This window comes from Brucella rhizosphaerae (genome assembly GCF_002252475.1).
Taxonomy (GTDB): Bacteria; Pseudomonadota; Alphaproteobacteria; order Rhizobiales; family Rhizobiaceae; genus Brucella; species Brucella rhizosphaerae.
Genome location: NZ_NNRK01000029.1, coordinates 401,863 through 426,332 on the forward strand (window position 1 = coordinate 401,863; position 24,470 = coordinate 426,332).

A 24,470-nucleotide genomic window follows, 5' to 3' on the forward strand; every position below is an offset into this window, starting at 1 on the left:
TGCGAAAATTCGCATAATCTGCGACAAATAGCAAAAACATTCGAATAGTCTTCTACTAACATAGATCTAGCGCTTCTTGGGCAGGACAATTCATAGTCAGGTCTGTTGCGTGCTGTGCTTTTGGGAGGAAGCGGATAAAATCCAGTCCATCCCGCCAACAAGCTGAGTGCACTGGAAATGACCGATATGTCGATGCATTTTTCTCAAACTGAACGCGACCTGGCCGCCGGCGGCGTTTTGACCATCGACCTGGCCGCCTTGCGCCACAACTATTCTGCCATCGCCAGCCGCATTGCGCCGACACGAGCCGCAGCGGTTGTGAAAGCAAATGCCTATGGGTTGGGCGCCGAGCGGGTGGCACCTGCATTCTATGAAGCAGGCTGCCGCGATTTCTTCGTGGCCCACCTTGGTGAAGCCATCGCTTTGAGGCCATTTCTCAATCCGGATGCGACCATTTACGTGCTCAATGGCCTTCAGCCAGGCACTGAAGCCGCCTGCGCCCGCGAAAAGATTTTGCCTGTTCTCAACTCCCTGGAACAGATTGAAAACTGGTCGGTACTTGCCTCAAGTTTGAGCGAAAAACTGCCAGCTCTTCTGCAAATCGACACAGGCATGTCGCGCCTTGGCCTTTCCGCGAGTGAACTCAATCAACTTGTCGATGATCAGCATTTGCTTGATCATATCGATGTGAAGTTTGTCATCAGTCATCTTGCAAGCGGTGATGAGCCGGAAAGTCCAGCCAATGCCCGCCAGCTGGCAGCAATGACGGCAGCGCTTGCGCGCCTGCCAAAACTGCCCGTTGCCTTTTCCAACTCCGGCGGCTGTTTCCTCGAAAACACTTATTATTTCGATCTCGCGCGCCCCGGCGTTGCACTCTACGGTGTCGGCCCGGCAACGGGTGAGAATCCGATCAAGCCCGTGCTGGAGCTCTCGGCTCGCGTCATTCAGGTTCGTGACATCGATAAGGGCGCAGCGGTCGGCTATGGCGGCACATTCATCGCAGACAAGCCTATGCAGATTGCAACCATTGCAGTCGGTTATGCCGATGGCTGGTTCCGCGCTTTGAGCAATAATGGCTCCGCCTTTTATGGCGATACGCGCCTGCCAATCGTCGGTCGTGTTTCAATGGATTCAATCACGCTTGATGTAACAGCACTGCCAGAAGGTACACTCAAGCTCGGCAGTCTGGTCGAACTCGTCGGTCCGCACCAGCGGCTCGAAGATGTGGCGCATGATTGCGATACCATCCCTTATGAAATCCTGACTTCATTAGGCCACCGCTATGCCCGTGTTTACGTGGATAGTCTGGCAGCAAAAAAACAAGCATAATAATAAGAGGCGAACATGCAGATCACCATTCTCGGCAGCGGCGTCATCGGCGTCACCACGGCTTATTATTTGGCCAGGCTCGGCCATGAAGTCACCGTCATCGACCGCGAGGAAGGCCCTGCACTCGAAACCAGCTTCGCCAATGCCGGTCAGATTTCACCGGGTTATGCTTCGCCATGGGCAGCGCCAGGCGTGCCGATGAAAGCTGCCAAGTGGTTGTTTCAGAAACATGCACCGCTGGTTCTTCGTCTGACAACCGATCCCAAGCAGTATAGCTGGCTTTTGCAGATGCTCGCGAACTGCACAGAGAGCCGATACAAGGTCAATAAAACCCGCATGGTGCGCGTGGCCGAATATAGCCGCGACTGCATGATCGCGCTGCGTGATGAAACCGGCATCCAATACGACCAACGCACACAGGGAACCTTGCAGCTGTTCCGTGAGCAGTATCAGCTCGACGGTATCGGCAAGGATATTGAAGTGCTGCGACAGGACGGCGTACCGTTTGAAGTCCTCGACCAGGACGATTGCGTTCGTGTTGAACCGGCTCTTGCCCGCGCCAGAGACAAGTTTGTTGGCGGTTTGCGCCTCCCCCACGACGAAACGGGCGACTGTTTCAAATTCACCAATGCACTTGCCAAGCTTGCAGAAGGTCTGGGCGTAAAATTCCGCTTTGGCATCGATATCAAATCGCTGCTGATATCTGGCGGCAAAGTGTCGGGTGTCGAAACCTCGGAAGGCGTCCTCACTGCCGATCGCTATGTCGTGGCACTCGGCAGCTATACGCCTGCTCTGGTCAAGTCACTCGGCCTCAATGCGCCTATCTATCCGGTTAAGGGCTATTCAATCACAGCTCCTATCATCAATGAAGATCTGGCACCGGTCTCGACCGTACTTGATGAGAGCTACAAGATCGCCATCACTCGTCTTGGCGACCGCATCCGCGTGGGCGGCATGGCCGAAGTCTCGGGCTTCACCAAGGACCTGCCAGCAGCGCGTCGGGCAACGCTTGATCTCTCCGTCAGCGATCTGTTCCCCGGCGGTGATCTCAAGGCTGCAACCTTCTGGTCTGGCCTGCGCCCGATGACCCCGGATTCAACTCCGATCATCGGTGCCACTCGTTACGACAACGTATTCATCAATGCAGGCCACGGCACGCTTGGTTGGACCATGGGCTGCGGTTCCGGCAAACTTCTGGCGGACCTCATATCTGGCAACACACCGGATATCCGCGCCGACGATCTCAGCATTGCGCGATATAACTAGTGGTCTGATTCCGACGTTTGCGAACATAAAAAGACAGAGCATTTCCAATGATTCATCTGAAACAGGAAATGCTCTGGGTTATTCGTTCAGCCAAGCATATGGCGCAGCAGCCCTGCGGAAGTGATGGCCACGATTACCGTCACCAGCATCGGGAACCGTGTTGCAGCGGCAATCGTCAGTAATAATGCAATTATGTCTGCAGGATTTCCGGTAACGAAATCCGGCGCAATAACGCTGATCAGAACGCAGCCCGGCGCGCTTTCCAACAACAATTGGGCGCGCGGGCTCAGTGTACGATTGCGAAGAAAAATATAGCCACCGATGCGCGTCATATAGGTCACGGAAGCCATGAGCAGAATCGTGATGGCGTGTGAGGGTTCGATCATCATTCTGGTTTCGCCTGCTGCCATGCAACCATAAGCCCCGCGACAACACCCGCTGGCACATACCAGGCGCCCGGAATGGTGAGATAGGTTATACCTGCCACTACCAGACTGACCAGCCAGGGCAATGCCGCGACAGGCCCTTTCCACATACCGGCGAGGATGACGATAAAGACGGCTGGAAATGCCATATCAAAGCCGAAGCGCTTAACGTCACCAAGCACAGGGCCAACCAGCGCACCAACGGTGGTGAATAATATCCATGTCACATACAGGCCCAGTGCTGCGCCAAAATAATAACGGATACTGAAGTGACCGCCCGACTTGCGCGCATCCGCAAGTCCCATGGCCCAGCTCTCGTCACACATGAAAAACAGCGTCAGAAAGGCCTTGCGTTTCGGCAGATGCCTGATGAATGGAGCAAGTGCTGCGCCCATCAGAAAATGGCGGCTATTGACCAGAAAAGTTATCGCAACAATCAGCAGAATATGCGGTGGCGATGTCCACAAACCAATGGCCGCGAACTCGGAACCACCACCGAAATTCAGGCCCGTCATCATCGGCACTTCAATGGCGCTTAAGCCTTTTTGAGTGGCTTGCGCACCCAGCAGCAAAGCAAACGGAACGAAGCTTAAAAAGACAGGAATTGCTTCCCGCAGGCCGCGCAAAGTTTCAGACTGTCGAGAGATACCACTCTGCCCCTCGACAAAATCCATACTACGCATTGATTATTTCCTTCCGGAAGATCAGCAAGGTCGCTTATTTTGAGTCGGAAAAATACACCAGCTCGCATAGATTTTTGTTGCTTTTACGCTCACTATGCTCAGTATATTGATTGATAATGCCAACAATATTCATTCAGGCGCATTAAAATGCCAACATCAATTGACGCAATCGACCGTGCGATTCTCAGAGTTCTCCAGCAGGAGGGCAAGATTAACAACACCGAACTTGCCGAGCGTGTTGGCCTGTCGCCGTCGCCGTGTCTGCGCCGGGTTAAGCAACTCGAAGATGCGGGTTTCATTGAACGTTATGTTGCACTGGTCGATGCTGCCAAGCTCGGCATGGGGTTCACAGTCTATGTCCGCATATGGCTGACCGGTCAGGATGAGGAAACCGTCGCAACTTTCGTTAAAGCCATTGAGAAGTTGCCGCAGATTGTGGAATGCCACCTGATGGCTGGCGATTGCGATTTCCTGCTGCGAGTCATCACTCCCGATCTGGAAGGATTTAGAAAATTCCAGATGGAATATATCGGCAAGATCAAAGGCGTCCGGAACATAAAATCTGAAATTCCGATGCAGCAGATCAAACGCTCGTGGGTCGTGCCTATTTAAGTATCAGAAGCTTGGGGGTGTACAGGCGCTGACAATTTCGCAGGCGACCGGGCCCACACATCGGAAACGATGGGGCAGCTTACTTGAGAAGTAATAGGCGTCTCCCGGTCCCAGAATGCGTCGTTCACTGCCAACCGTGACCTCGATGCGACCAGCAATAACAATCCCGCCCTCTTCACCTTCATGCATGAGCAGAACCTTACCTGTATCCGAACCCGGTTCGTAGCGCTCTTTGAGGATTTGCAAAGAGCGCGAAAAGAGATGATCCCCAACCTGACGATAGGAAATTGGCCCTTTGCCAATTTCAATCAGCTCATCCGCCTGATAAAATACCTTGTGTGGCGCATCCGGTTCGAGCGCGAAAAACTCGGCCATTCCAATCGGAATACCGTCAAGAATGCGCTTCAATGCGCCAACGGATGGATTGGACTGGTTGGCCTCTATCAACGATATGGTAGAATTGGTTACGCCAGCCCGTTTTGCCAGCTCTCGCTGGGACAGATTCTGTCGCATTCGCACATAGCGAAGCCGGCCGCCAATATCGATGCTCATCGACAGTTCCTCTTACTGTTTATGATGTTCGATATATCACAAACTTTGATTTCAAAGTACGTAATTTCAATGAGTTAAATTACCAGAGAAAAGGACTTGTTGCCTTCGACAAAGCGTGTCCTCCTGCTCTCAAAACAGGAGGTACTTATGCTCACCAATACCAACGCGCCAAGTCTTGATAATTTCTGGATGCCGTTCACGGCCAACCGTCAGTTCAAGGCCGCTCCCCGCCTGCTCGCAAGCGCTTCGGGCATGTATTATACCGATGTCGACGGCAAACAGGTTCTGGATGGCACGGCTGGTCTTTGGTGCTGCAACGCTGGTCATGGCCGCAAGCGGATCACCGAAGCAGTCGAACGTCAGATTTCGACCATGGACTTCGCCCCCACCTTCCAGATGGGCCACAATGTTGCGTTCGATTTCGCAGAGAAACTCGCAGCCATCGCGCCTGGCGGACCGGATGCCAGGCTTGATCGCGTCTTCTTCACCAATTCCGGTTCGGAATCTGTCGATACTGCGCTGAAGATTGCAATCGCCTATCAGCGTGCAATCGGTCAGGGCACACGTACCCTCGTGATCGGTCGTGAAAAGGGATATCACGGCGTCGGCTTCGGCGGCATTTCCGTGGGTGGCCTTGTCAACAACCGTCGCGTCTTCCCACAAATCCCTGCCGACCATATGCGCCATACACTCGATGTCGGACGCAATGCCTTCTCCAAGGGACTGCCGCAACACGGTATCGAGCTCGCCGACGATCTTGAACGTCTGGTCCAGCTGCATGGTGCGGAAAAGATTGCAGCCGTTATCGTTGAACCAATGTCGGGTTCTGCTGGTGTTGTTCTCCCACCAAAGGGTTATCTGGAACGCATCCGCGCAACCGCTGACAAGCATGGCATCCTCGTGATCTATGACGAAGTCATCACCGGCTTCGGTCGCCTTGGCACACCGTTCGCAGTCGATTATTTCGGTGTCGTTCCCGATCTGGTAACCACTGCGAAGGGCCTGACCAACGGCGCCATTCCAATGGGCGCAGTCTTTTCCAGTCGCGCAGTGCATGATGCTCTGATGACTGGCCCGGAAAACGCCATCGAACTGTTCCATGGCTACACCTATTCCGGCCATCCGGTCGCTTGCGCTGCTGGTCTTGCAACGCTCGAAATCTATGCTGAAGAAGGTCTGTTGACCCGCGGTGCCGAACTGGCCGAGCATTGGCAAAACGCTCTGCATTCACTCAAGGATGCGCCGAATGTCATCGACATCCGCAATCTTGGTCTGGTGGGCGCTATTGAGCTTTCGTCGCGCGAAGGCGCTGTAGGCGCACGCGCTTATGACGTCTTCACCGATTGCTTCGAAAAAGGCCTGCTGATCCGCGTCACCGGCGATGTTATTGCTCTTTCCCCACCACTCATCGTGGAAAAAGAACAGATCGACACCATCGTGTCCGTCATCAGAGATGCTCTTAAACGCGCGGCCTGATCACCACCCAGATTTCGCCGCAACTTGGCCGCCGCTTTCTTCTGCGGCGGCTTTTTTCTTGAAAGATATTCGGGCAAATTGCGTACTGGCTATTCATCCGATAACGCATGAAATCAATAGGATAGAAGAACCGTGATAGTTTATCTGGCTGAAGGTGCCCAATGAATCACATTCTTTACAAATGCACTTAAGAGATTCAGAGCACTATCATTTTAGCAGGCGCTGTGTGGAAATATGCCGAAAGCGTAATAACATTACGTTACATCTGTAATCCCAGAGCACATCCCGAAAAGTAGGAACCGGTTTTCGGAGAAAGATGTTCGTAAAAACAAAAAGATAGAGCATTTCTAATGATTTAACTTAATCATGAAATGCTCTAGCCTTGCGACGGCGTAAACTTCGCTACGAGTGCATGACTGTCACCGGGATAGGTGAACCGCACATGCGTTACCGGCTGATCTGCATTCCACGTCTGACGTTCGACCACAAGACAAGGCGATCCGGCAGCAACACCAAGTGTTGCAGCATTGTCCTGCGTGGAGACGACAGCTCGAATGGAATGCTGTGCACTGCTCCACGGCACGCAGGCAACCAGCCATGGCCCGGGCGATTGCTCAGCAAAATTGGTATCTGCCGCACTTGGCACAGCATCGAGACTGATGAAGCGTTCTTCCAGCGCGAAGACACGCTTTCCGGCATAGTGGAGACAGACAAGTTCAATTAACGGCGTGTGGCGCGGCATATCAATATGTCTCGCGTCCGCAGGGCCGCTCAAGCGATCGCGTCTTGTCAGCAGCTCATATCGATAGGGCACACCAAGTGCTGCCACCTCATCGCGAATATCATGAATTTCCAGAATGGCGGCTTGCGATTGTGGAAAGGACACGAAACTGCCGGATCGGCGCTTGCGCTCTATCAACCCGGCTTTTGCCAGTTGCGTCAGCGCCTTATTCACAGTCATGCGTGAACAATTATAATATTCGGTCAGTTCATGCTCGAACGGAATGCGATGGCCCGGCTGCCATTCGCCAGAGATGATGCGCGTTTCAATATCATCCAGAATACGCTGGTGGAGTGACGTAGGATGCAGGGATGTGGTCAGCTCGCCACTTCTGGATGAATTGTCCTGCATCATGCGCCCCTTTTATTCCAGCAATTCGCCGATTACTTTCTGGAAAGCACGCTCGGCTTCATCACGCAAGCGATGATGTCCGCCCTCCACCTGTTTCACGCCACGCACCCAAACATCAGCCGGTCGCGCACGACCCGCAAAGATCCAGCCATCGAGCAGCGTGTCGCCCTTCGCATGAGGCTGGCGTTCAATATCAAGCGAAATGAAATCGGCAGATGCTCCGAGCTTCAGGCAATCGCCTGCACGCCCCATGGCGATATTGCCGCCGGTTACAGCACCATCAAACAGGGCGCGCCCCGTCGAGCCTTCGTTCTCAGCCAGAACATTACGACTGCGATGCAGGAGACGCTGCGAATATTCATACTGGCGTAACTCATCGGCGATACCAATCAGCACGTTGGAATCCGAGCCAATACCAAACTTGCCACCTGCCGCACCAAACACTGTCGCATTGAAAGTCCCGTCACCCAGATTTGCCTCTGTCACAGGACACAGACCAGCAATCGCACCAGCCTCAGCCATGCGCACCGTTTCCGCGTCGGTCATATGGGTTGCGTGAATAAGGCACCAGCGCGAGGACAATTCCTGGTGATCAAGCAGCCATTCAACAGGCCGCTGGCCCGACCAGACAATGCAGTCGTCAACTTCTTTGACCTGTTCGGCAATATGAATGTGGACAGGCGCATCGGGTAGAATATTTGCAGCGAAAGTCAGCTCATCAGGCGTCACAGCACGCAGACTATGTGGCGCTACGCCAAGCACAGCACCATCAAATCCGGACAGTGCCTTCTGGCAGCCCTCGATCAGACGAGTGAAACTGGCTTCGTCATTGATGAAGCGACGCTGACCCTCATTCGGCTCTGCGCCACCAAATGTCGAATGTGCGTAGAGAACGGGCAACAATGTCAGGCCGATACCCGCCGTGCTGGCCGCAGAAACGATACGGTCAGCCATTTCAGAAATATTGCCGTAAGGCGTTCCGTCGCGATCATGATGCAGATAATGAAATTCGCCGATACGCGTGAAGCCAGCTTCCAGCATATCCACATAAAGCCGCAATGCGACAGCTTCTGCCTGCTCTGGCGTCATGGTCAGCGCAAACTTGTACATGATCTCGCGCCAGCTCCAGAAGCTGTCAGCAGAGGGACCACGCTTCTCAGCCAATCCTGCCATGCCATACTGAAATGCATGACTGTGTAGATTTGGCATGCCGGCAATGATCACAGCATGGCTTTCATCGCCCGACTGTGCGCCTACACCTGTTTCCACAGAGGCAATTTTTCCATCCGCAATGCCAAGTCGCACATCGTTGACCCAACCTGCTTGCAGAAGCGCCTGACCGGCATGGATAAATTGGGTTTTTGTGGCAGCAGATGACATCTGAACAAGCTCCTCATTTCGCCAAATTTACACGCGGATCTTTCAACAGATCGCAAATGGATGCATTTTTTCTCTTGGCGGCTCCGTTAATATGTATATACATTATTGAAAACAGGGGAAGCGAGAAAACGCTCATGTCAGATAAAACAAGCTACATTCTCAGCAACGCACGTATCGCCACGCTGGATGAAAACTCTGAGGGACTGGGCCTTATTGAGAAGGCAGCGCTTGTCGTCAAAGACGGACAAATCGCTTATGTCGGACCCGAGAATGTGCTTCCCACCGAATATGCATCTTTCGAGAGAATTGACTGCGAAAATCGACTGGTCACACCGGGCCTCGTCGATTGCCATACCCATCTGGTTCATGCGGGCAACCGTGCGCACGAATTTGAACTGCGCCTGAATGGTGCCACTTACGAAGAAGTTGCCCGTGCAGGCGGCGGTATTGTTTCGTCAGTTAAAAACCTGCGCGCAGCAACGGAAGACGACCTGGTGCGCGAAACTCTCCCGCGTCTGGATGCACTGATTGCCGAAGGCGTAACGACTGTCGAGGTCAAGTCCGGCTACGGTCTGGATACAGAGAGCGAGACAAAGTCCCTGCGCGCTGCCCGTCGTCTGGCAGATGAGCGCAATGTGGCTATCCGCACGACCTTCCTCGGCGCTCATGCCTTGCCGCCGGAAATGAATGGCGACAAAGCAGCTTTCATCGACAAGATCATCAATGAAATGCTTCCCGTCATTGCAGCCGAAAATCTGGCTGATGCCGTGGATGGTTTCTGCGAAGGCATCGCCTTTCTACCGGATGAAATCGCCCGCGTTTTCGATGCCGCCAAGAGCTATGGTCTGCCGGTAAAACTGCACGCGGATCAGCTTTCCAATCTGCATGGAGGTGCCCTTGCTGCATCCTATGATGCGCTTTCTGCGGATCATCTTGAATATACCGATGCAGACGGCGCTGCGGCCATGGCAGCATCCGGAACTGTAGCCGTCCTCTTACCCGGCGCTTATTACTTCATCCGCGAAACGCAAAAGCCGCCAGTCGAGCTTTTCCGCGCGGCTGGCACGAAGATGGCACTCGCCACCGATAACAATCCCGGCACATCGCCTCTGACCTCGCTGCTGCTTACCATGAATATGGGCGCAACATTGTTCCGCATGACGGTTGATGAATGCATTGCAGGCGTCACTCGTGAGGCCGCGCGTGCGCTTGGTATCCTCGATCAAACCGGCACGCTTGAAGTCGGCAAAAGCGCAGACCTCGCCATCTGGGATGTCGAGCGACCAGCAGAGCTTGTTTATCGCATCGGCTTCAACCCGCTGTGGAAGCGGGTCTTCAAAGGCCAGATTTGATTCATACCCATAGATCGCTGATCTGATTTCGTCAGATCAACAATCTGATTGATTGTTTCAACGCGCATCTTTTCCGAAAGCCGTTTCACACTTTTCGGGATGCGCTCTAATGGAGCCTTCCATGTCTCTTGTTCTCAAGCCCGGCAACGTTTCGCTCGCGACACTTGAACAAATCTATCGCGAAAACAGCGCTGTTCGCATTGATCCTTCCTTTCATGCAGGCGTGGCAAAGGCTGCTGCACGTATCGCCGAAATCGCCGCTGGCGATGCACCGGTCTATGGCATCAATACCGGCTTCGGAAAGCTTGCTTCCATCCGTATCGCACCAGAAGATGTGGCAACACTTCAACGCAATCTGATCTTGTCGCATTGCTGTGGTGTTGGCGCTCCGCTTGACGAAAACATCGTGCGTCTCATCATGGCACTGAAGCTGATTTCGCTCGGTCGCGGCGCATCAGGCGTGCGCCCGGAACTCATTACCCTCATTGAATCCATGCTTGAAAAGGGCGTTATTCCCGTGATCCCGGAAAAGGGATCGGTCGGCGCATCAGGCGATCTTGCACCGCTTGCGCATATGGCAGCCGCGATGATTGGTGAAGGCGAGGCCTTCTATCAGGGCGCTCGCCTTTCTGCCGCCGACGCGCTTAGCAAAGTTGGTCTCAAGCCCGTTGTTCTTGCGGCCAAAGAAGGCCTCGCACTCATCAACGGCACCCAAACTTCAACCGCATTGGCGCTGGCTGGTCTGTTCCGTGCGCATCGTGCCTTGCAGGCTGCACTCGTCACCGGCGCGCTTTCAACCGATGCCGCGATGGGGTCGACTGCACCGTTCCATCCTGACATCCATACGCTGCGCGGCCATCAGGGTCAGATCGACACCGCAACGGCCTTGCGCAACCTTCTGTCTGGTTCCGTCATTCGGGAAAGCCATCTCGAAGGCGACCAGCGCGTACAGGATCCATATTGCATTCGATGCCAGCCGCAGGTTGATGGTGCTTGTCTTGACATTCTGCGTCAGGCGGCACGCACGCTCGAAATTGAAGCCAATGCCGTCACGGACAACCCGCTCGTTCTCTCCGATGACAGTGTCGTTTCCGGTGGCAATTTCCACGCAGAACCCGTTGCCTTTGCAGCAGACCAAATCGCACTTGCCGTATGCGAAATTGGAGCCATCGCCCAGCGTCGCATCGCGCTGCTGGTTGACCCTGCCCTCTCGTTTGGCCTGCCTGCGTTCCTTGCAAAAAAGCCAGGACTCAATTCCGGCCTGATGATCGCAGAAGTGACCTCGGCGGCCCTCATGAGCGAAAACAAGCAGATGGCGCATCCAGCCTCTGTTGATTCCACGCCCACATCTGCCAATCAGGAAGACCACGTTTCCATGGCTTGCCATGGCGCACGCCGTCTGTTGCAGATGACCGAAAACCTCAATGCCATTATCGGTATCGAGGCGCTGACAGGTGCTCTGGGTATTGAACTGCGTGGCCCGCTGGAAACCAGCCCTGAGCTGAAAAAAGCTATTGCAGTCCTGCGCGCAAAAGTTCCGACGCTGGAGGTTGACCGCTACATGGCCAACGATCTCGCCGCTGCAAATGCAATCGTTGCCGACGGTTCTTTCACCGGTAGCATCAGCGCAATCATCCTGCCTGCACTGGAGGCTTAAGATGAGCGCTTATGAAGTCCGCCAAGGCTCTTCGCCTGTCATCCTCGGCTTGCCGCATACCGGCACCGACGTACCGGATGACATCTGGGCACGCCTTAATGACAACGGCCAAATCCTCGCGGATACCGACTGGCATATTCATCGGCTCTATGACGGACTTCTGGATAACATCACAACGGTACGTGCCACATTCCATCGCTATTGCATCGACGCCAATCGCGATCCGGCAGGTGTAAGCCTTTATCCGGGGCAGAACACAACAACGCTGATCCCCGAGACCGATTTTGACGGCGCAGCCATCTGGAAAGATGGCGAAGTACCGAAAGAAGCCGATATTGCTGACCGCGTTGCTCGTTTTCACAAGCCCTATCATGATGCACTTGCCGCAGAGATCGAGCGCGTGAAAGCGATCCATGGCGTGGCTATTCTCTATGATTGCCACTCGATCCGCTCGCATATTCCGTTCCTGTTTGACGGTAAGCTACCGGACTTCAATGTCGGCACGGATTTGGGCAAAACCTGTGATCCGCGGATCGAAGCCGCTGTTGTAAAAGTCACCGAAAACGCCGCCGACTACACGTCTATTCTCAATGGCCGCTTCAAAGGCGGCTGGACGACGCGCCATTACGGACAACCTGAAACCGGCGTCCATGCCATTCAGATGGAACTGGCTCAATCCACCCATCTTGCAACGGAAACCCTGCCCTTCGCCTATGACGAAGCCAAAGCGGAATTGTTGCGCATCCATCTCAAAGCCATTTTGCAGCAACTGGAACAGGTTGCCGCCACTTTAAAGTCTTGAAAAGGGGAAGTCATGTCCAACCCACGTCACAATGAACGCGATGTACGCGCGCCGCGCGGAACCGAGCTGAACGCCAAGAGCTGGCTCACCGAAGCACCACTGCGTATGCTCATGAACAATCTTGATCCTGATGTTGCAGAACGCCCGCATGAGCTGGTTGTCTATGGCGGCATCGGTCGCGCTGCCCGCACCTGGGACGATTTCGACCGTATTGTCGCAACCTTGAAGACACTCAACGACGACGAAACCCTGCTGGTACAGTCGGGCAAGCCGGTTGGCGTGTTCCGCACTCACAAGGATGCGCCGCGCGTGCTGATTGCCAACTCCAATCTCGTTCCGCATTGGGCGACTTGGGATCACTTCAATGAACTGGATAAAAAAGGTCTGGCCATGTACGGCCAGATGACCGCCGGTTCGTGGATTTACATCGGCGCGCAGGGCATCGTTCAGGGCACCTACGAAACCTTCGTGGAAGCCGGTCGCCAGCATTATGACGGCAGCCTCAAAGGCAAATGGATCCTGACCGGCGGCCTCGGCGGCATGGGTGGCGCACAGCCTCTGGCAGCCGTCATGGCAGGCGCTTGCTGCCTTGCGGTCGAGTGCGACGAAACCCGCGCCGATTTCCGTCTGCGCACCCGTTATGTCGATGAAAAGACCCACAGCATCGATGAAGCACTGGCTAAAATCGACGAATGGACCAAAGCTGGCGAAGCCAAGTCTATCGCACTGATCGGAAATGCTGCCGACGTTTTCCCTGAACTCGTTAAGCGTGGCGTCCGTCCTGATATCGTCACCGACCAGACTTCGGCGCATGATCCTGTGCATGGCTATCTGCCAATCGGCTGGGCTGTTGCCGAATGGCGCGCCAGGCAGGAAAGCGATCCAAAGGGCGTTGCGAAGGCTGCGCGCGCCTCGATGAAGGTGCAGGTTCAGGCCATGCTCGACTTCTGGAATGCTGGCATTCCAACCGTCGATTACGGCAACAACATCCGCCAGATGGCACTGGAAGAAGGTCTTGAAGACGCATTTGCCTTCCCGGGCTTTGTACCAGCCTATATCCGCCCTCTGTTCTGCCGCGGCGTAGGACCATTCCGTTGGGCTGCTCTCTCCGGCGATCCGGAAGATATCGCCAAGACCGATGCCAAGGTGAAGGAGCTGCTGCCAGACAACAAGCACCTGCACAACTGGCTCGACATGGCGAAGGAACGCATTGAGTTCCAGGGCCTGCCTGCTCGCATCTGCTGGGTTGGCCTCGGTGATCGTCACCGTCTCGGCCTCGCTTTCAACGAAATGGTTCGCAATGGCGAATTGAAAGCTCCAATCGTCATTGGTCGCGATCATCTGGACTCTGGTTCAGTCGCTTCGCCAAACCGCGAAACCGAATCCATGAAGGACGGCTCAGACGCTGTTTCCGACTGGCCATTGCTCAATGCCCTGCTCAACACGGCATCGGGTGCGACATGGGTATCACTTCATCACGGTGGCGGCGTCGGCATGGGCTTCAGCCAGCATTCCGGCATGGTTATCTGCTGTGATGGCACGGAAGATGCGGATGAGCGCATCGGTCGCGTTTTGTGGAATGATCCTGCAACCGGCGTCATGCGTCATGCAGATGCCGGCTATGAGATTGCGCTCGACTGGGCAAAGCAGCAGGGCCTGCGCCTCCCGGCCATCCTCGGCAATTAACATTCTCATAAAAGGCGGCTCTTCATGGGTCGCCTTTTTCATAGCTAAAGTACGTCTTCCAAAAGTGGGAACCGGTTTTGGGAGACGTGTCTCTAAACGAATAGTTGGGGCGCTGATCTGATTGGATCAGATCGAAACGCGCTCTGGTTAAGACACGCAAATACTGGGGAATAACGATGACAGACGTAACGCTAGGCCGCAATGAGCCCTCTCGTGGATCGGCGGCTTTGAAGCTGGTCGTATATAGCTTCATAGGCATCTTTTTCTTTTTTGTACCCGTCACTATTGGTGGCAAATCGACCATCCTGCTCGACCACGCCGCGACTGCGATAGCGACGCAGCTTCGTCCTGCCGCTCTCGTCTTCGTCTGCCTGCTGATCGCTTATGGTGCCTTCGCACCTTTCGTAACGGGCACGTGGAAAAAGAGTGTGACCGAAAGAATTTTCTCGGTTCTGCGTCTGCTCGGCCTCATTGCAACTGCCATGTATCTCGCCAACATCGGCCCGGCAGCACTTTTCACGCCAGATATGCTGCCCTTCCTTTTCGACAAGCTCGTTCTGTCGGTCGGCCTGATTGTTCCAATTGGCGCGCTGGCGCTGGCCTTCCTGATTGGTTATGGCCTGCTCGAATTTACAGGCATCATCGTACAGCCCGTCATGCGTCCCATCTGGCGCACACCCGGCTGGTCAGCAATCGATGCTGTCGCTTCTTTCGTTGGTAGTTATTCGCTCGCACTCCTCATCACGGACCGCGTCTATAAGGAAGGCAAGTATACTGCCCGTGAAGCGGCAATCGTCGCCACTGGCTTTTCGACCGTTTCCGCCACCTTCATGATTATTGTCGCAAAGACACTGGGCCTGATGGATGCGTGGAACCTCTACTTCTGGACGACTTTTTTCGTCACCTTCATCGTGTCGGCAATCACTGCCCGCATCTGGCCGTTGAGCCGCATGAACCACCCTGCCGATAAGGATATTCCACTGCCTGAAGGCAAGGGCCGTATCGAGACAGCTATCGATGCAGGTATCACGCAGGCGCAGGGTGCGCCAAAGCTTCTGCCTCTGCTTGGTGCAACATTCCTCGACGGTCTGCGTATGGCCGCGATGATTCTGCCGAGCATTATGGCGGTCGGTCTTCTCGGACTACTCGCTGCAAAGTATACGCCGATTTTCGATGTGCTTGGTCTCACACTCTATCCATTTACGTGGATCGCACAGTTTTCCGACCCAATGCTCGCTGCCAAATCGATGGCGGCAGGTCTTGCTGAGATGTTCTTGCCTGCTATTCTTTTGAAGGATGCGGACGTGGCTCTCAAGTTTGTCGCCGCTGTGGTGTCGGTCAGTCAGGTTCTTTTCCTTTCGGCCTCCATCCCATGCGTACTGGCAACATCGATCCCACTAAAATTCCGTGATCTGATTATCATCTGGTACATTCGCACAGCTCTCAGCATCCTGCTGACAGCACCAGTTGCATTCTGGGCAGCATCCAATGGATGGCTCGGCTGATGATTGCGGTTCTGAAAGCACAAGACCATCGCCGCATGCCGTGGAAAAACGGTGGTGGCGTGACTGTCGAAATTGCCATTCATCCAAAAGAAGCGTCAGTCGATAATTTCGACTGGCGTATCTCCACTGCAACGGTAGCCAGTGACGGTCCGTTTTCTGTTTTCCCCAGCATCGACCGAACATTGTCGGTGCTGGAGGGAGACGGCATTGTTCTTGACGTCGAGGGCACCGAAACTGTCCTGACGGCAACGACCGCTCCCTTTTCCTTTGCCGCAGATGCAAAATCGGGTGCACGCCTGATCGAAGGCACCATCACCGATCTCAACGTCATGACACGACGTGGGCGCTTCACCCATCAGGTCAAGCGCCTCACAATTGACGACTCAGTTATCGTCGAGCCAAAAAATGAGCTTATGCTTATTTTCTGTGCAGAAGGCAGTTTAGATCTAAAAACAGACAACGGAATCACGCATCTGGGCCTGCATGATTGCTCAATCATGTCGGGGGAGGCTCAGATTTCTCTGGAACTTATTGGTAAGGGAATAGCCTATCTGATCACAATTATGGAAGCATAGTCAAACACTTACATGCTTTCTGATCGAAATCCCGGCAACAGGATTCTTTGACAGTCTCTCTGGACAGAGCCCACGGTCCTGCTAATTTGGTGCAAGCAATATGTATATGCTTAAAACACTATAAAAAGGGGTACTCGCACATGAAAACGTCCTGGTTGGCTGGTGCTGCGGTTGCAGCTCTTACCTTCGCTTCTGCAGCGCAGGCAGAAACAGATGTCGCTATTGGCTTTTCAGGCTGGACTGGCTTTGGTCCGCTGACGCTGGCCAAGGAAGCCGGTATCTTCAAGAAAAACGGCCTCAACGTCACGCTTAACAAGATCCCGCAGGCAAGCCGCCATCTGGCGCTGGCTTCTGGTGACATTCAATGTGCCGCAACAACCGTTGAAACATGGATCATCTGGAACTCGGCAGGTGTTAAATCCAAGCAGATTTTCCAGATGGACAAGTCCTATGGTGCTGACGGCATTGCCGTTCGCGCGGACGTCAATTCCTTCGCCGATCTGAAGGGCAAGACGATTGCCGCTTCTGCACCGGGCACATCGCCATATTTCTTCCTCGCCTTCATGCTTGCAAAGAATGGCATGACGACCAAGGACGTCAAAGTTGTCAACATGGAGCCGGGACCGGCAGCACAGGCATTCGTGGCCGGGCAGAACGATGCTGCCATGACCTATGAGCCTTATCTGTCGACGGTCCGAGCCGCGCCCGACAAAGGCAAGATTCTTGCGACCACGCTGGAATATCCAGCTGTAATGGACACGGTTGGCTGTACACCTGACTTCCTTGAAAAGAACCCGCAGGCCGCCAAGGCACTTGCCGACAGCTACTTTGAAGCACTCGAAATGATCACTTCGGATCAGGCCAAGTCTTACGAAATCATGGGCAAGGACGTAAAGCAGTCGGGCGAAGACTTTGGCAAGTCTGCTGCCTATCTGCGCTGGCAGGACAAGGCCGCTAATCAGAAATTCTTTGAAGGCGAATTCAAGGAATTCTCGAAAGAAGCCGCTGACCTTCTGCTTGAAGCTGGCGTCATCAAGACGAAGCCAAACCTCGACGACATTGTCGACACCAGCTTTATCAAGTAACAGCACCCGTGAAGCAGACCCGAACGTCATGTCCGGGTCTGTTAAATTTGCGCCCCTTACCAAACGGCGGCGACCGTCTGACTGAACGGATATGTCTATGCAGCCTATGCAACCGATAGGAAACGGAGCCAGAATTTTTCTGGGCATCCTGTTTTTCGTGCTCTTCTTCGTCTTCTGGGGCATCGCCACACTTGGCGGCTTCGTCTCTCCCACCTTCCTTGCCGACCCAATCACCATGGTCAAAGACGGCTGGGATCTCATTGTCAATCAGGGCTTCATGTCCGATATCGGCATGACAGTCTGGCGTGTGCTGGGTGGTTTTGTGCTGGCAAGCATTGTCGCCATTCCGCTTGGTATTGCGATGGGTGCATATAAGCCGATCGAAGCGCTTCTGGAGCCGTTCGTTTCCTTCGCCCGCTACTTGCCAGCATCAGCTTTCGTGCCACTTTTGATCCTCTGGTCAGGCATTGGTGAAACTCAGAAGCTGCTGGTTATTTTCATCGGTGCGGTGTTCCAGATCATTCTCATGATCGCAGTCACTGTTTCCAACACGCGTCGTGATCTGGTTGAAGCTGCTTATACGCTCGGTGCGAAAGACAGCGGCATCATCCGCCGCGTGCTGATGCCTGCAAGTGCTCCCGATATCGCGGAGACCTTACGCCTCGTTCTCGGCTGGGCATGGACTTATGTGATCGTTGCCGAGCTTATCGGCGCGTCATCCGGCATCGGCTACATGATCATCAATTCGCAAGCGCTGATGGCGACCGGCCAGATCATCTTCGGCATCATCGTGATTGGTGTCATCGGCCTGATTTCCGATCTCGCCTTCAAATATTTCAACCGCTGGCTCTTTGCATGGAGGTTTGCGTAATGGTTACGAAAACCGAGCAGGAACTCGTTATCAAGGGCGTGAGCCGCACCTTCCCTGGTGTGCACGGTGGCAAGCCTACACTGGCGCTGCAAGAAACCGATCTCATCATTCCGAAGAATGATTTCGTGACCATACTGGGTCCTTCGGGCTGCGGAAAGTCAACGCTTCTGCGTATCGTTGCGGGCTTAGACAAACCAAGCACTGGTACCGTGACACTTGAAGGCCAGCCCGTTAAGGGTCCGAGCGCCGATCGGGGCATGGTATTTCAGTCCTACACGCTTTTCCCATGGCTCACGATCCGTCAGAATGTTGGCTTTGGATTGCGTGAAAAGGGCGTTCCGGAAAAACAGGCCCGCGAAATCGTTGATAATTACATCGACAAGGTCGGCTTGCGCGGCTTTGAAAACCATTGGCCCAAGCAGCTTTCGGGCGGCATGCAACAGCGCACAGCGATTGCTCGCGCGCTTGCCAACGATCCGAAAATCTTGCTTCTCGACGAGCCTTTCGGCGCGCTCGATAACCAGACACGTGGCCTTATGCAGGAGCTTTTGCTTGGTATCTGGGAGCGAGAGCAGAAGACCGTGATCTTCGTCACGCATGATATTGAAGAAGCCATCTTCATGGCAACCCGCGTGGTCACGATGACTGCACGTCCTGGCAAGATCAAATCGATCACACCGGTCGATATCGAACATCCTCGCTCTTATCAGGTCAAAGCCAGCCCGGCATTCTCCGAACTTCGATTAAAGCTAACCGAAGAAATTCGCGGTGAAGCAATTACTGCCGCAACGCAGGCTGCTTAGAGGGGTTCCAGTTAAGACTGAAGCGCTGGAACTGCGTCTCACTATTTTCTCTACCGCATGGTCCTAAGCAAAACCGCTTCGCACTTTTGCTGGAAATGCTCTGAAAATATGTGTTTCGCTTCACCGTGTGAAGGAATATGAAAAAGGCTGCGATGTTCTTCGCAGTCTTTTTCATTTCAGGATTGACCTCATCATGGCCGTTTCAGCTCACGCAATTGAAGACCGCATTGTCTATGTGAATGGCGAATATGTCAGCGCCCGCGATGCCCGTATTTCCATCTTCGATCGCGGTTTTCTCTTCGGTGATGGTATCTACGAAGTGACGGCAGTGCTCGACGGCAAGCTTGTTGATAGCGAACCGCATATGCGACGCCTGCGCCGCTCGACTGGCGAGATTGGTATTCCGATGCCAATGAGCGAAGAGGAAATCGTCGCGATTGAGCGCGAGTTGATCCGCCGCAACAATCTGAGCGAAGGTCTGGTCTATCTTCAGGTGACACGCGGCGATGGTCGCGACCGTGACTTCGTTCCTTCAAAAGACATGAAGCCTTCAGTGGTTCTTTTCACACAGTGGGTATCGCTTCTCGACAAGCCAGCATTGAAAACCGGTGCGCGCGTGTTGTCGCTTGACGATCTGCGTTGGAAGCGTCGCGACATCAAGACCGTCTGCCTCTTGCCGCAGGCTCTTGCCAAGGAAATAGCCAAGAACGCGGGCTGCGATGAAGCCTGGATGATTGAAGATGGCTACGTGACCGAAGGCGCCTCTTCGACTGCCTATATCGTTACACAGGATGACGTGATCGTCACGCGTCCTAACAGCAATGCCGTCCTGCCCGGATGCACCCGGCTTTCATTGCTGCAACTGATTGCCGAGACAGGTATAAAGCTTGAAGAGCGCCCTTTCACCATTGATGAAGCCTATGCAGCGAAAGAAGCTTTTCTTACGAGTGCTGGCACCTTTGTGACGCCGATTACCGTGATCGACGATAAGCTCATTGCTGACGGAAAGCCCGGTCCGGTGGCTGCGCGTTTACGCGAGATTTATCTCGACCACGCCCGCCGCACCGCAATCTGAAAATACAAATCGGGCCGGAACAAAGTTCCGGCCCGATTGCTTTCGTCTGCCTCTCCCACAAGGCAAGGATCAAACTTTATCGACGCTGATTATAGACGTCGATACAAACGGCACCCAGCAACACAATACCCTTGATGACCTGCTGGTAGTCGATGCCAATACCCAGGATCGACATGCCGTTGTTCATCACGCCCATGATGAGCGCACCGATCACCGCACCCGTTACGCGTCCCACACCACCGTAAGCCGATGCGCCACCGATGAAACAGGCAGCAATCACGTCAAGCTCAAAGCCAAGACCGGCCTTAGGCGTTGCCGTATTAAGACGTGCCGCGAAGACCAGACCGGCAAGGGCTGCCAATACACCCATATTCACGAATACCAGAAATGTCAGCCGTTCGGTCTTTACACCAGAAAGTTTGGCGGCGTGACGATTGCCGCCAACGGCATAAATCTGGCGGCCGATCACTGTGCGGTTTGTCAGGAATGCATAGGCCGCAATCAACACCGCCATGATGATCAGCACATTCGGCATGCCGCGGTGTGAGGAAATCAGCAGCGCTAAATATGCGATACCAGCAAAGAACAGAATATTCTTCATGACAAACAGGCCGAACGGCTCTGTCTCCACGCCATGTGCCAGGTGACGGGCGCGTGACCTGGTGCTTTGCCAGACCAGAAATGCGGCAAGAACCAAACCCAGTATCAGTGACGTGAGATAGACATTTCCCCCTGTGGTCCCGATGAACTCAGGAATGAAGCCGGAAGACAGCTTCTGGAACACCGGCGGAAAAGGACCGACCGATTGACCACCAAGCACTGCCAGCATCAGGCCTTTGAAGACCAACATTCCTGCAAGTGTGACGATGAATGACGGGATATGGAAATAGGCAACCCAGAAGCCCTGCATCGCGCCAATCAGACCACCAGCAAGCAGGCAGAGAATGGCAGCTATCGGGAAGGGAATACCAAGTTTGACCATCATCACAGCGGCAAGCGCACCAATGAAGCCGCAGACCGAGCCCACGGACAGATCAATATGGCCCGTGACAATGACCAGCAACATACCAAGCGCCATAATGACGATATAGCTGTTCTGCAAAACCAGATTGGTCAGGTTCAGCGGCTTCATCAGCACGCCGCCCGTGACAATCTGGAAAAAGATCATGATTGCGATGAGCGAGAGCAGCATTCCCGATTGACGCAGATTATTTTTCAGATAACGACCCACGCTGCTCGGCGCTTTCTGGCCGCTCTCGATTGCGTTCTCGCTCATTGTCTTTTTCCCTTGTTCTGCATGATGGCGCGCATGATGTTTTCCTGCGTTGCTCCCTCGCCCGCTACTTCGCCAACGAAAGCGCCTTCATGCATGACGACGATGCGGTCACAGATCCCGATGAGCTCGGGCATTTCCGAAGAAATGACGACGACGCCCTTGCCGCTGTCCGCCAATGAATTGATGATTGTGTAAATGTCGTATTTCGCGCCGACATCGATGCCGCGCGTTGGCTCGTCAAGAATGAGCACGTCCGGCCCGGTGAACAGCCATTTCGACAGCACCACCTTCTGTTGGTTGCCGCCTGAAAGCGTACCAGTTTCCTGATAGACATTGTGGCAACGGATGCTCATCTGGTCGCGATAGCCGTTAGCGACTTTCATTTCTTGCATGTCATCAATCACCCCTTTGGGGCTGACACCACGCAAATGCGCGAGCGAAATGTTGCGCGAGATATTCTCGCCCAGCACAAGGCCCAGCTGCTTGCGGTCTTCAGTGACATAAGCAAGGCCGGATTTGATCGCCCGGGTGACTGTCGAAATATCGACATCCTTCCCACGAATGCGTGCCTTTCCGGAAATATTCGTGCCCCATGAACGCCCAAACAGGCTCATGGCAAATTCTGTGCGACCTGCGCCCATCAAACCGGCAATGCCGACAATCTCGCCTGCGCGCACCTTAAAGGATACATTCTTGACCGAGTGACGTTCTGGATGCAGCGGGTGATAGACCGACCAGTTATCAACCTCCAGAATAACGTCGCCGATCCGGGGCTTGCGTTTTGGATACCGGCTCTCCAGATCGCGATCGACCATTTTGCGAATGATCTCGTCTTCCTCAACCTCGCCTGCATTGCAATCAAGCGTAGCCACGGTTCTGCCGTCACGCAAAACGGTGATCTTGTCAGCCACCTCGCGAATTTCATTCAGCTTGTGCGAAATGAGGATCGACGTAATGCCTTGTGCCCGAAACTCGCGCAGCAGCGCCAGAAGGGCCGCACTGTCCGTCTCATTCAAGCTCGCCGTCGGTTCATCAAGGATCAGAAGCCGCACACGCTTCGACAGCGCTTTGGCAATTTCCACAAGCTGCTGCTTGCCGATCCCGATATCCGTCACCAGCGTATCAGGAGATTCCGTCAGGCCGACCTTCTTCAAAAGCGCTTTGGTGCGTTGATGCACTTCACTGCGATCAATCACCCCAAGGCTTGCGGGTGGATTGACGAGGAAGATGTTCTCGGCAATCGACATAAGCGGAACAAGCGCCAGCTCTTGGTGGATGATAACAATACCAAGCGCTTCTGAACTGTTGATATCCCGAAACTGTCGCTCTTCACCGTCAAAGATGATCGAACCTTCATAGCTTCCGTGCGGATAAACGCCCGAAAGCACCTTCATCAGCGTGGATTTACCAGCCCCGTTTTCACCGACAAAAGCGTGGATTTCTCCCGGCATAACGGTAAAATTTACATCGCTCAAAGCCTTCACAACTCCGAAGGACTTGCTGATACCGCGCATTTCGAGAATTGGTCGACCACCGATGCCCGGCTGATCACCAGGCTCCTGAAGCGGAACAGGATTGGCTACATTCATCGCTCGCTCCCATGATAATCCTGTGATGCCACCGCTAAAGAAAAGACAACGCTGTCAATCCTTTAGCCGGCCCCGATCAGAAATCGGGGGGTGTTAGAGTGTCGTGCACCGAAACGGACACACGAAGCACGACACGTTACGCAATGGCATTGCAGCAGATGTTCCGGGCGTATCGTAAGTAATTGTTTTTCACATTATCCTGTGCAAAACCGCTATGCGCTTTTGCTGGAAATGCTCTCACACGCCCGGAGCTCGAAAATTACTGGATCTGATCTTCTTTGTAATAGCCGCTATCGACCAGAACTTCTTTCCAGTTCGACTTATCGACGATGACCGGCTTCAACAGATAGGACGGCACAACCTTGACGCCATTGTCATAGGTCTTGGTGTCGTTCACTTCCGGTTCCTTGCCGCTCATCAGCGCGTCAACCATATCGACCGTAACCTTGGCGAGTTGGCGCGTATCCTTGAAGATGGTTGAGTTCTGTTCGCCAGCAAGGATAGACTTCACCGATGGCACTTCTGCGTCCTGACCGGAAACGGCCGGCATAGGCATGTCGCCACTGCCATAACCAACGCCCTTCAGAGACGACAGGATACCGATGGAAATGCCGTCATAAGGTGAAAGCACAGCATCGAGTTTCTTGTCCGAATAGAAGGCCGAAAGGATAGAATCCATACGTGCCTGAGCCGTCGCACCATCCCAGCGAAGGGTTGCGACCTTATCCATGCCAGTCTGGCCGCTGGCAACCACAACCTTACCACTATCGATATAGGGTTGCAGAACCGACATTGCGCCGTTGTAGAAGAAGTAGGCGTTGTTATCATCCGGTGAACCGCCGAAAAGCTCGACGTTAAACGGGCCTTCCTTGTTCTTCAGATCAAGTGCCTTTTCAATCGACTGTGCCTGAAGCACACCCACCTGAAAATTGTCGAAGGTCGCATAATAGGACACATTCGGCGTGTTACGGATCAGGCGGTCATAAGCGATAACCTTGATGCCTTCTTCATTGGCTTTTGCCAACACGTCTGAAAGCGTTGTGCCGTCGATGGATGCAACGACGAGAACCTTGGCACCTTTGGTGACCATGTTCTCAATCTGCGCCAACTGGTTTGGCACATCATCTTCAGCATATTGAAGATCGGTCTGATAACCGCGCTCCTGAAGCACCTTTACCATGTTGTCGCCGTCTGCAATCCAGCGCGCAGACGATTTGGTTGGCATTGCCACGCCAACGAGACCTTTGTCCTGAGCTTGTGCGAAGCCGGTGAAGGCAAATGCTGCCATCGCGACCGCCAAAGTTAGAGATTTCATGCCTGCCATTGTCTCACTCCCATG

At 53.9% G+C, this 24,470-nt stretch carries 22 protein-coding genes; 14 read left to right on the plus strand and 8 right to left on the minus strand.

Features of this window, described 5'->3' with window-relative positions; translation table 11 throughout:
* Positions 1-177 precede the first annotated feature (177 nt).
* Both alr and CEV32_RS14635 read left to right on the plus strand, forming a co-directional pair.
* Positions 178-1,329, plus strand: coding sequence for an alanine racemase (alr, locus tag CEV32_RS14630; RefSeq protein WP_094577819.1), 1,152 nt, complete (start codon positions 178-180; stop codon positions 1,327-1,329).
* A 15-nt stretch (positions 1,330-1,344) separates the two neighbouring features.
* Entirely contained in the window at positions 1,345-2,595 is a 1,251-nt protein-coding gene (locus CEV32_RS14635) for a D-amino acid dehydrogenase (protein ID WP_094577820.1), read from the plus strand.
* An 86-nt stretch (positions 2,596-2,681) separates the two neighbouring features.
* Here the strand turns inward: CEV32_RS14635 and CEV32_RS14640 are convergent, their stop codons facing one another.
* Together CEV32_RS14640 and CEV32_RS14645 are read right to left on the minus strand one after the other, a co-directional pair.
* Entirely contained in the window at positions 2,682-2,981 is a 300-nt protein-coding gene (locus CEV32_RS14640) for an AzlD family protein (protein ID WP_094577901.1), read from the minus strand.
* The gene (locus CEV32_RS14645) at positions 2,981-3,694 is read right to left on the minus strand and encodes an AzlC family ABC transporter permease (protein WP_094577821.1); all 714 of its coding nucleotides are present in this window, start codon (positions 3,692-3,694) and stop codon (positions 2,981-2,983) included. Before CEV32_RS14645 ends, CEV32_RS14640 begins: the two co-directional genes overlap by 1 nt.
* 156 nt (positions 3,695-3,850) lie before the next feature.
* Here CEV32_RS14645 and CEV32_RS14650 point away from each other — a divergent pair, with 156 nt between their 5' ends.
* Complete coding sequence (locus CEV32_RS14650) at positions 3,851-4,315, plus strand: Lrp/AsnC family transcriptional regulator (RefSeq protein ID WP_094577822.1); 465 nt, start codon at positions 3,851-3,853, stop codon at positions 4,313-4,315.
* Positions 4,316-4,318: 3 nt separating this feature from the next.
* On the opposite strand, the gene CEV32_RS14655 is transcribed toward CEV32_RS14650, so the two are convergent.
* Complete coding sequence (locus CEV32_RS14655; RefSeq protein WP_094577823.1) at positions 4,319-4,867, minus strand: cupin domain-containing protein; 549 nt, start codon at positions 4,865-4,867, stop codon at positions 4,319-4,321.
* A 147-nt stretch (positions 4,868-5,014) separates the two neighbouring features.
* Here CEV32_RS14655 and CEV32_RS14660 point away from each other — a divergent pair, with 147 nt between their 5' ends.
* Complete coding sequence (locus CEV32_RS14660; protein ID WP_094577824.1) at positions 5,015-6,343, plus strand: aspartate aminotransferase family protein; 1,329 nt, start codon at positions 5,015-5,017, stop codon at positions 6,341-6,343.
* 376 nt (positions 6,344-6,719) lie between these two features.
* On the opposite strand, the gene hutC is transcribed toward CEV32_RS14660, so the two are convergent.
* Positions 6,720-7,475 (minus strand): histidine utilization repressor, encoded by a 756-nt coding sequence (gene hutC / locus CEV32_RS14665; RefSeq protein ID WP_094577902.1) that lies wholly within the window; start codon positions 7,473-7,475, stop codon positions 6,720-6,722.
* A gap of 12 nt (positions 7,476-7,487) precedes the next feature.
* Complete coding sequence (locus CEV32_RS14670) at positions 7,488-8,855, minus strand: formimidoylglutamate deiminase (protein ID WP_094577825.1); 1,368 nt, start codon at positions 8,853-8,855, stop codon at positions 7,488-7,490.
* A 134-nt stretch (positions 8,856-8,989) separates the two neighbouring features.
* Here CEV32_RS14670 and hutI point away from each other — a divergent pair, with 134 nt between their 5' ends.
* The 10 genes from hutI to CEV32_RS14720 all read left to right on the plus strand — a co-directional run bounded on the left by hutI (position 8,990) and on the right by CEV32_RS14720 (position 20,266).
* Complete coding sequence (gene hutI / locus CEV32_RS14675; RefSeq protein WP_094577826.1) at positions 8,990-10,207, plus strand: imidazolonepropionase; 1,218 nt, start codon at positions 8,990-8,992, stop codon at positions 10,205-10,207.
* A gap of 121 nt (positions 10,208-10,328) precedes the next feature.
* Positions 10,329-11,864, plus strand: a complete 1,536-nt coding sequence (gene hutH, locus CEV32_RS14680) for a histidine ammonia-lyase (RefSeq protein WP_094577827.1) — start codon at positions 10,329-10,331, stop codon at positions 11,862-11,864.
* Between the two features lies 1 nt (position 11,865).
* Positions 11,866-12,666, plus strand: coding sequence for an N-formylglutamate deformylase (hutG, locus tag CEV32_RS14685; RefSeq protein WP_094577828.1), 801 nt, complete (start codon positions 11,866-11,868; stop codon positions 12,664-12,666).
* Between the two features lie 12 nt (positions 12,667-12,678).
* Positions 12,679-14,352, plus strand: a complete 1,674-nt coding sequence (hutU, locus tag CEV32_RS14690; RefSeq protein ID WP_094577829.1) for a urocanate hydratase — start codon at positions 12,679-12,681, stop codon at positions 14,350-14,352.
* Positions 14,353-14,528: 176 nt separating this feature from the next.
* On the plus strand, positions 14,529-15,857 hold the full coding sequence (locus CEV32_RS14695) for a YjiH family protein (RefSeq protein WP_094577830.1): 1,329 nt from the start codon (positions 14,529-14,531) through the stop codon (positions 15,855-15,857).
* Complete coding sequence (locus tag CEV32_RS14700; RefSeq protein ID WP_094577903.1) at positions 15,854-16,432, plus strand: HutD/Ves family protein; 579 nt, start codon at positions 15,854-15,856, stop codon at positions 16,430-16,432. The genes CEV32_RS14695 and CEV32_RS14700 overlap by 4 nt, the downstream gene beginning before the upstream one ends.
* Before the next feature lie 140 nt (positions 16,433-16,572).
* Entirely contained in the window at positions 16,573-17,517 is a 945-nt protein-coding gene (locus CEV32_RS14705) for an ABC transporter substrate-binding protein (protein ID WP_094577831.1), read from the plus strand.
* Positions 17,518-17,614: 97 nt separating this feature from the next.
* Positions 17,615-18,388, plus strand: a complete 774-nt coding sequence (locus CEV32_RS14710) for an ABC transporter permease (protein WP_094577832.1) — start codon at positions 17,615-17,617, stop codon at positions 18,386-18,388.
* Positions 18,388-19,191, plus strand: a complete 804-nt coding sequence (locus tag CEV32_RS14715) for an ABC transporter ATP-binding protein (RefSeq protein ID WP_094577833.1) — start codon at positions 18,388-18,390, stop codon at positions 19,189-19,191. The genes CEV32_RS14710 and CEV32_RS14715 overlap by 1 nt, the downstream gene beginning before the upstream one ends.
* Positions 19,192-19,384: 193 nt before the next feature.
* On the plus strand, positions 19,385-20,266 hold the full coding sequence (locus CEV32_RS14720; RefSeq protein WP_094577904.1) for a D-amino-acid transaminase: 882 nt from the start codon (positions 19,385-19,387) through the stop codon (positions 20,264-20,266).
* Between the two features lie 76 nt (positions 20,267-20,342).
* Here CEV32_RS14720 and mmsB read toward each other — a convergent pair whose 3' ends face one another.
* From mmsB to chvE, 3 genes are all read right to left on the minus strand, one after another.
* Positions 20,343-21,542 carry a multiple monosaccharide ABC transporter permease gene (gene mmsB / locus CEV32_RS14725; protein ID WP_094577834.1) on the minus strand — a complete coding sequence of 400 codons (1,200 nt, stop codon included), beginning with the start codon at positions 21,540-21,542 and terminating at the stop codon, positions 20,343-20,345.
* Entirely contained in the window at positions 21,539-23,131 is a 1,593-nt protein-coding gene (gene mmsA / locus CEV32_RS14730; protein ID WP_094577835.1) for a multiple monosaccharide ABC transporter ATP-binding protein, read from the minus strand. The genes mmsB and mmsA overlap by 4 nt, the downstream gene beginning before the upstream one ends.
* Before the next feature lie 259 nt (positions 23,132-23,390).
* Entirely contained in the window at positions 23,391-24,455 is a 1,065-nt protein-coding gene (gene chvE / locus CEV32_RS14735) for a multiple monosaccharide ABC transporter substrate-binding protein (protein ID WP_094577836.1), read from the minus strand.
* Between the last annotated feature and the right edge of the window lie 15 nt (positions 24,456-24,470).

Coding starts and splice junctions, on each gene's coding strand:
- alr (WP_094577819.1), top strand. CDS start 178: ATGACCGATATGTCGATGCATTTTTCTCAAACTGAACGCGACCTGGCC.
- CEV32_RS14635 (WP_094577820.1), top strand. CDS start 1,345: ATGCAGATCACCATTCTCGGCAGCGGCGTCATCGGCGTCACCACGGCT.
- CEV32_RS14640 (WP_094577901.1), bottom strand. CDS start 2,981: ATGATCGAACCCTCACACGCCATCACGATTCTGCTCATGGCTTCCGTG.
- CEV32_RS14645 (WP_094577821.1), bottom strand. CDS start 3,694: ATGGATTTTGTCGAGGGGCAGAGTGGTATCTCTCGACAGTCTGAAACT.
- CEV32_RS14650 (WP_094577822.1), top strand. CDS start 3,851: ATGCCAACATCAATTGACGCAATCGACCGTGCGATTCTCAGAGTTCTC.
- CEV32_RS14655 (WP_094577823.1), bottom strand. CDS start 4,867: ATGAGCATCGATATTGGCGGCCGGCTTCGCTATGTGCGAATGCGACAG.
- CEV32_RS14660 (WP_094577824.1), top strand. CDS start 5,015: ATGCTCACCAATACCAACGCGCCAAGTCTTGATAATTTCTGGATGCCG.
- hutC (WP_094577902.1), bottom strand. CDS start 7,475: ATGCAGGACAATTCATCCAGAAGTGGCGAGCTGACCACATCCCTGCAT.
- CEV32_RS14670 (WP_094577825.1), bottom strand. CDS start 8,855: ATGTCATCTGCTGCCACAAAAACCCAATTTATCCATGCCGGTCAGGCG.
- hutI (WP_094577826.1), top strand. CDS start 8,990: ATGTCAGATAAAACAAGCTACATTCTCAGCAACGCACGTATCGCCACG.
- hutH (WP_094577827.1), top strand. CDS start 10,329: ATGTCTCTTGTTCTCAAGCCCGGCAACGTTTCGCTCGCGACACTTGAA.
- hutG (WP_094577828.1), top strand. CDS start 11,866: ATGAGCGCTTATGAAGTCCGCCAAGGCTCTTCGCCTGTCATCCTCGGC.
- hutU (WP_094577829.1), top strand. CDS start 12,679: ATGTCCAACCCACGTCACAATGAACGCGATGTACGCGCGCCGCGCGGA.
- CEV32_RS14695 (WP_094577830.1), top strand. CDS start 14,529: ATGACAGACGTAACGCTAGGCCGCAATGAGCCCTCTCGTGGATCGGCG.
- CEV32_RS14705 (WP_094577831.1), top strand. CDS start 16,573: ATGAAAACGTCCTGGTTGGCTGGTGCTGCGGTTGCAGCTCTTACCTTC.
- CEV32_RS14710 (WP_094577832.1), top strand. CDS start 17,615: ATGCAGCCTATGCAACCGATAGGAAACGGAGCCAGAATTTTTCTGGGC.
- CEV32_RS14715 (WP_094577833.1), top strand. CDS start 18,388: ATGGTTACGAAAACCGAGCAGGAACTCGTTATCAAGGGCGTGAGCCGC.
- CEV32_RS14720 (WP_094577904.1), top strand. CDS start 19,385: ATGGCCGTTTCAGCTCACGCAATTGAAGACCGCATTGTCTATGTGAAT.
- mmsB (WP_094577834.1), bottom strand. CDS start 21,542: ATGAGCGAGAACGCAATCGAGAGCGGCCAGAAAGCGCCGAGCAGCGTG.
- mmsA (WP_094577835.1), bottom strand. CDS start 23,131: ATGAATGTAGCCAATCCTGTTCCGCTTCAGGAGCCTGGTGATCAGCCG.
- chvE (WP_094577836.1), bottom strand. CDS start 24,455: ATGGCAGGCATGAAATCTCTAACTTTGGCGGTCGCGATGGCAGCATTT.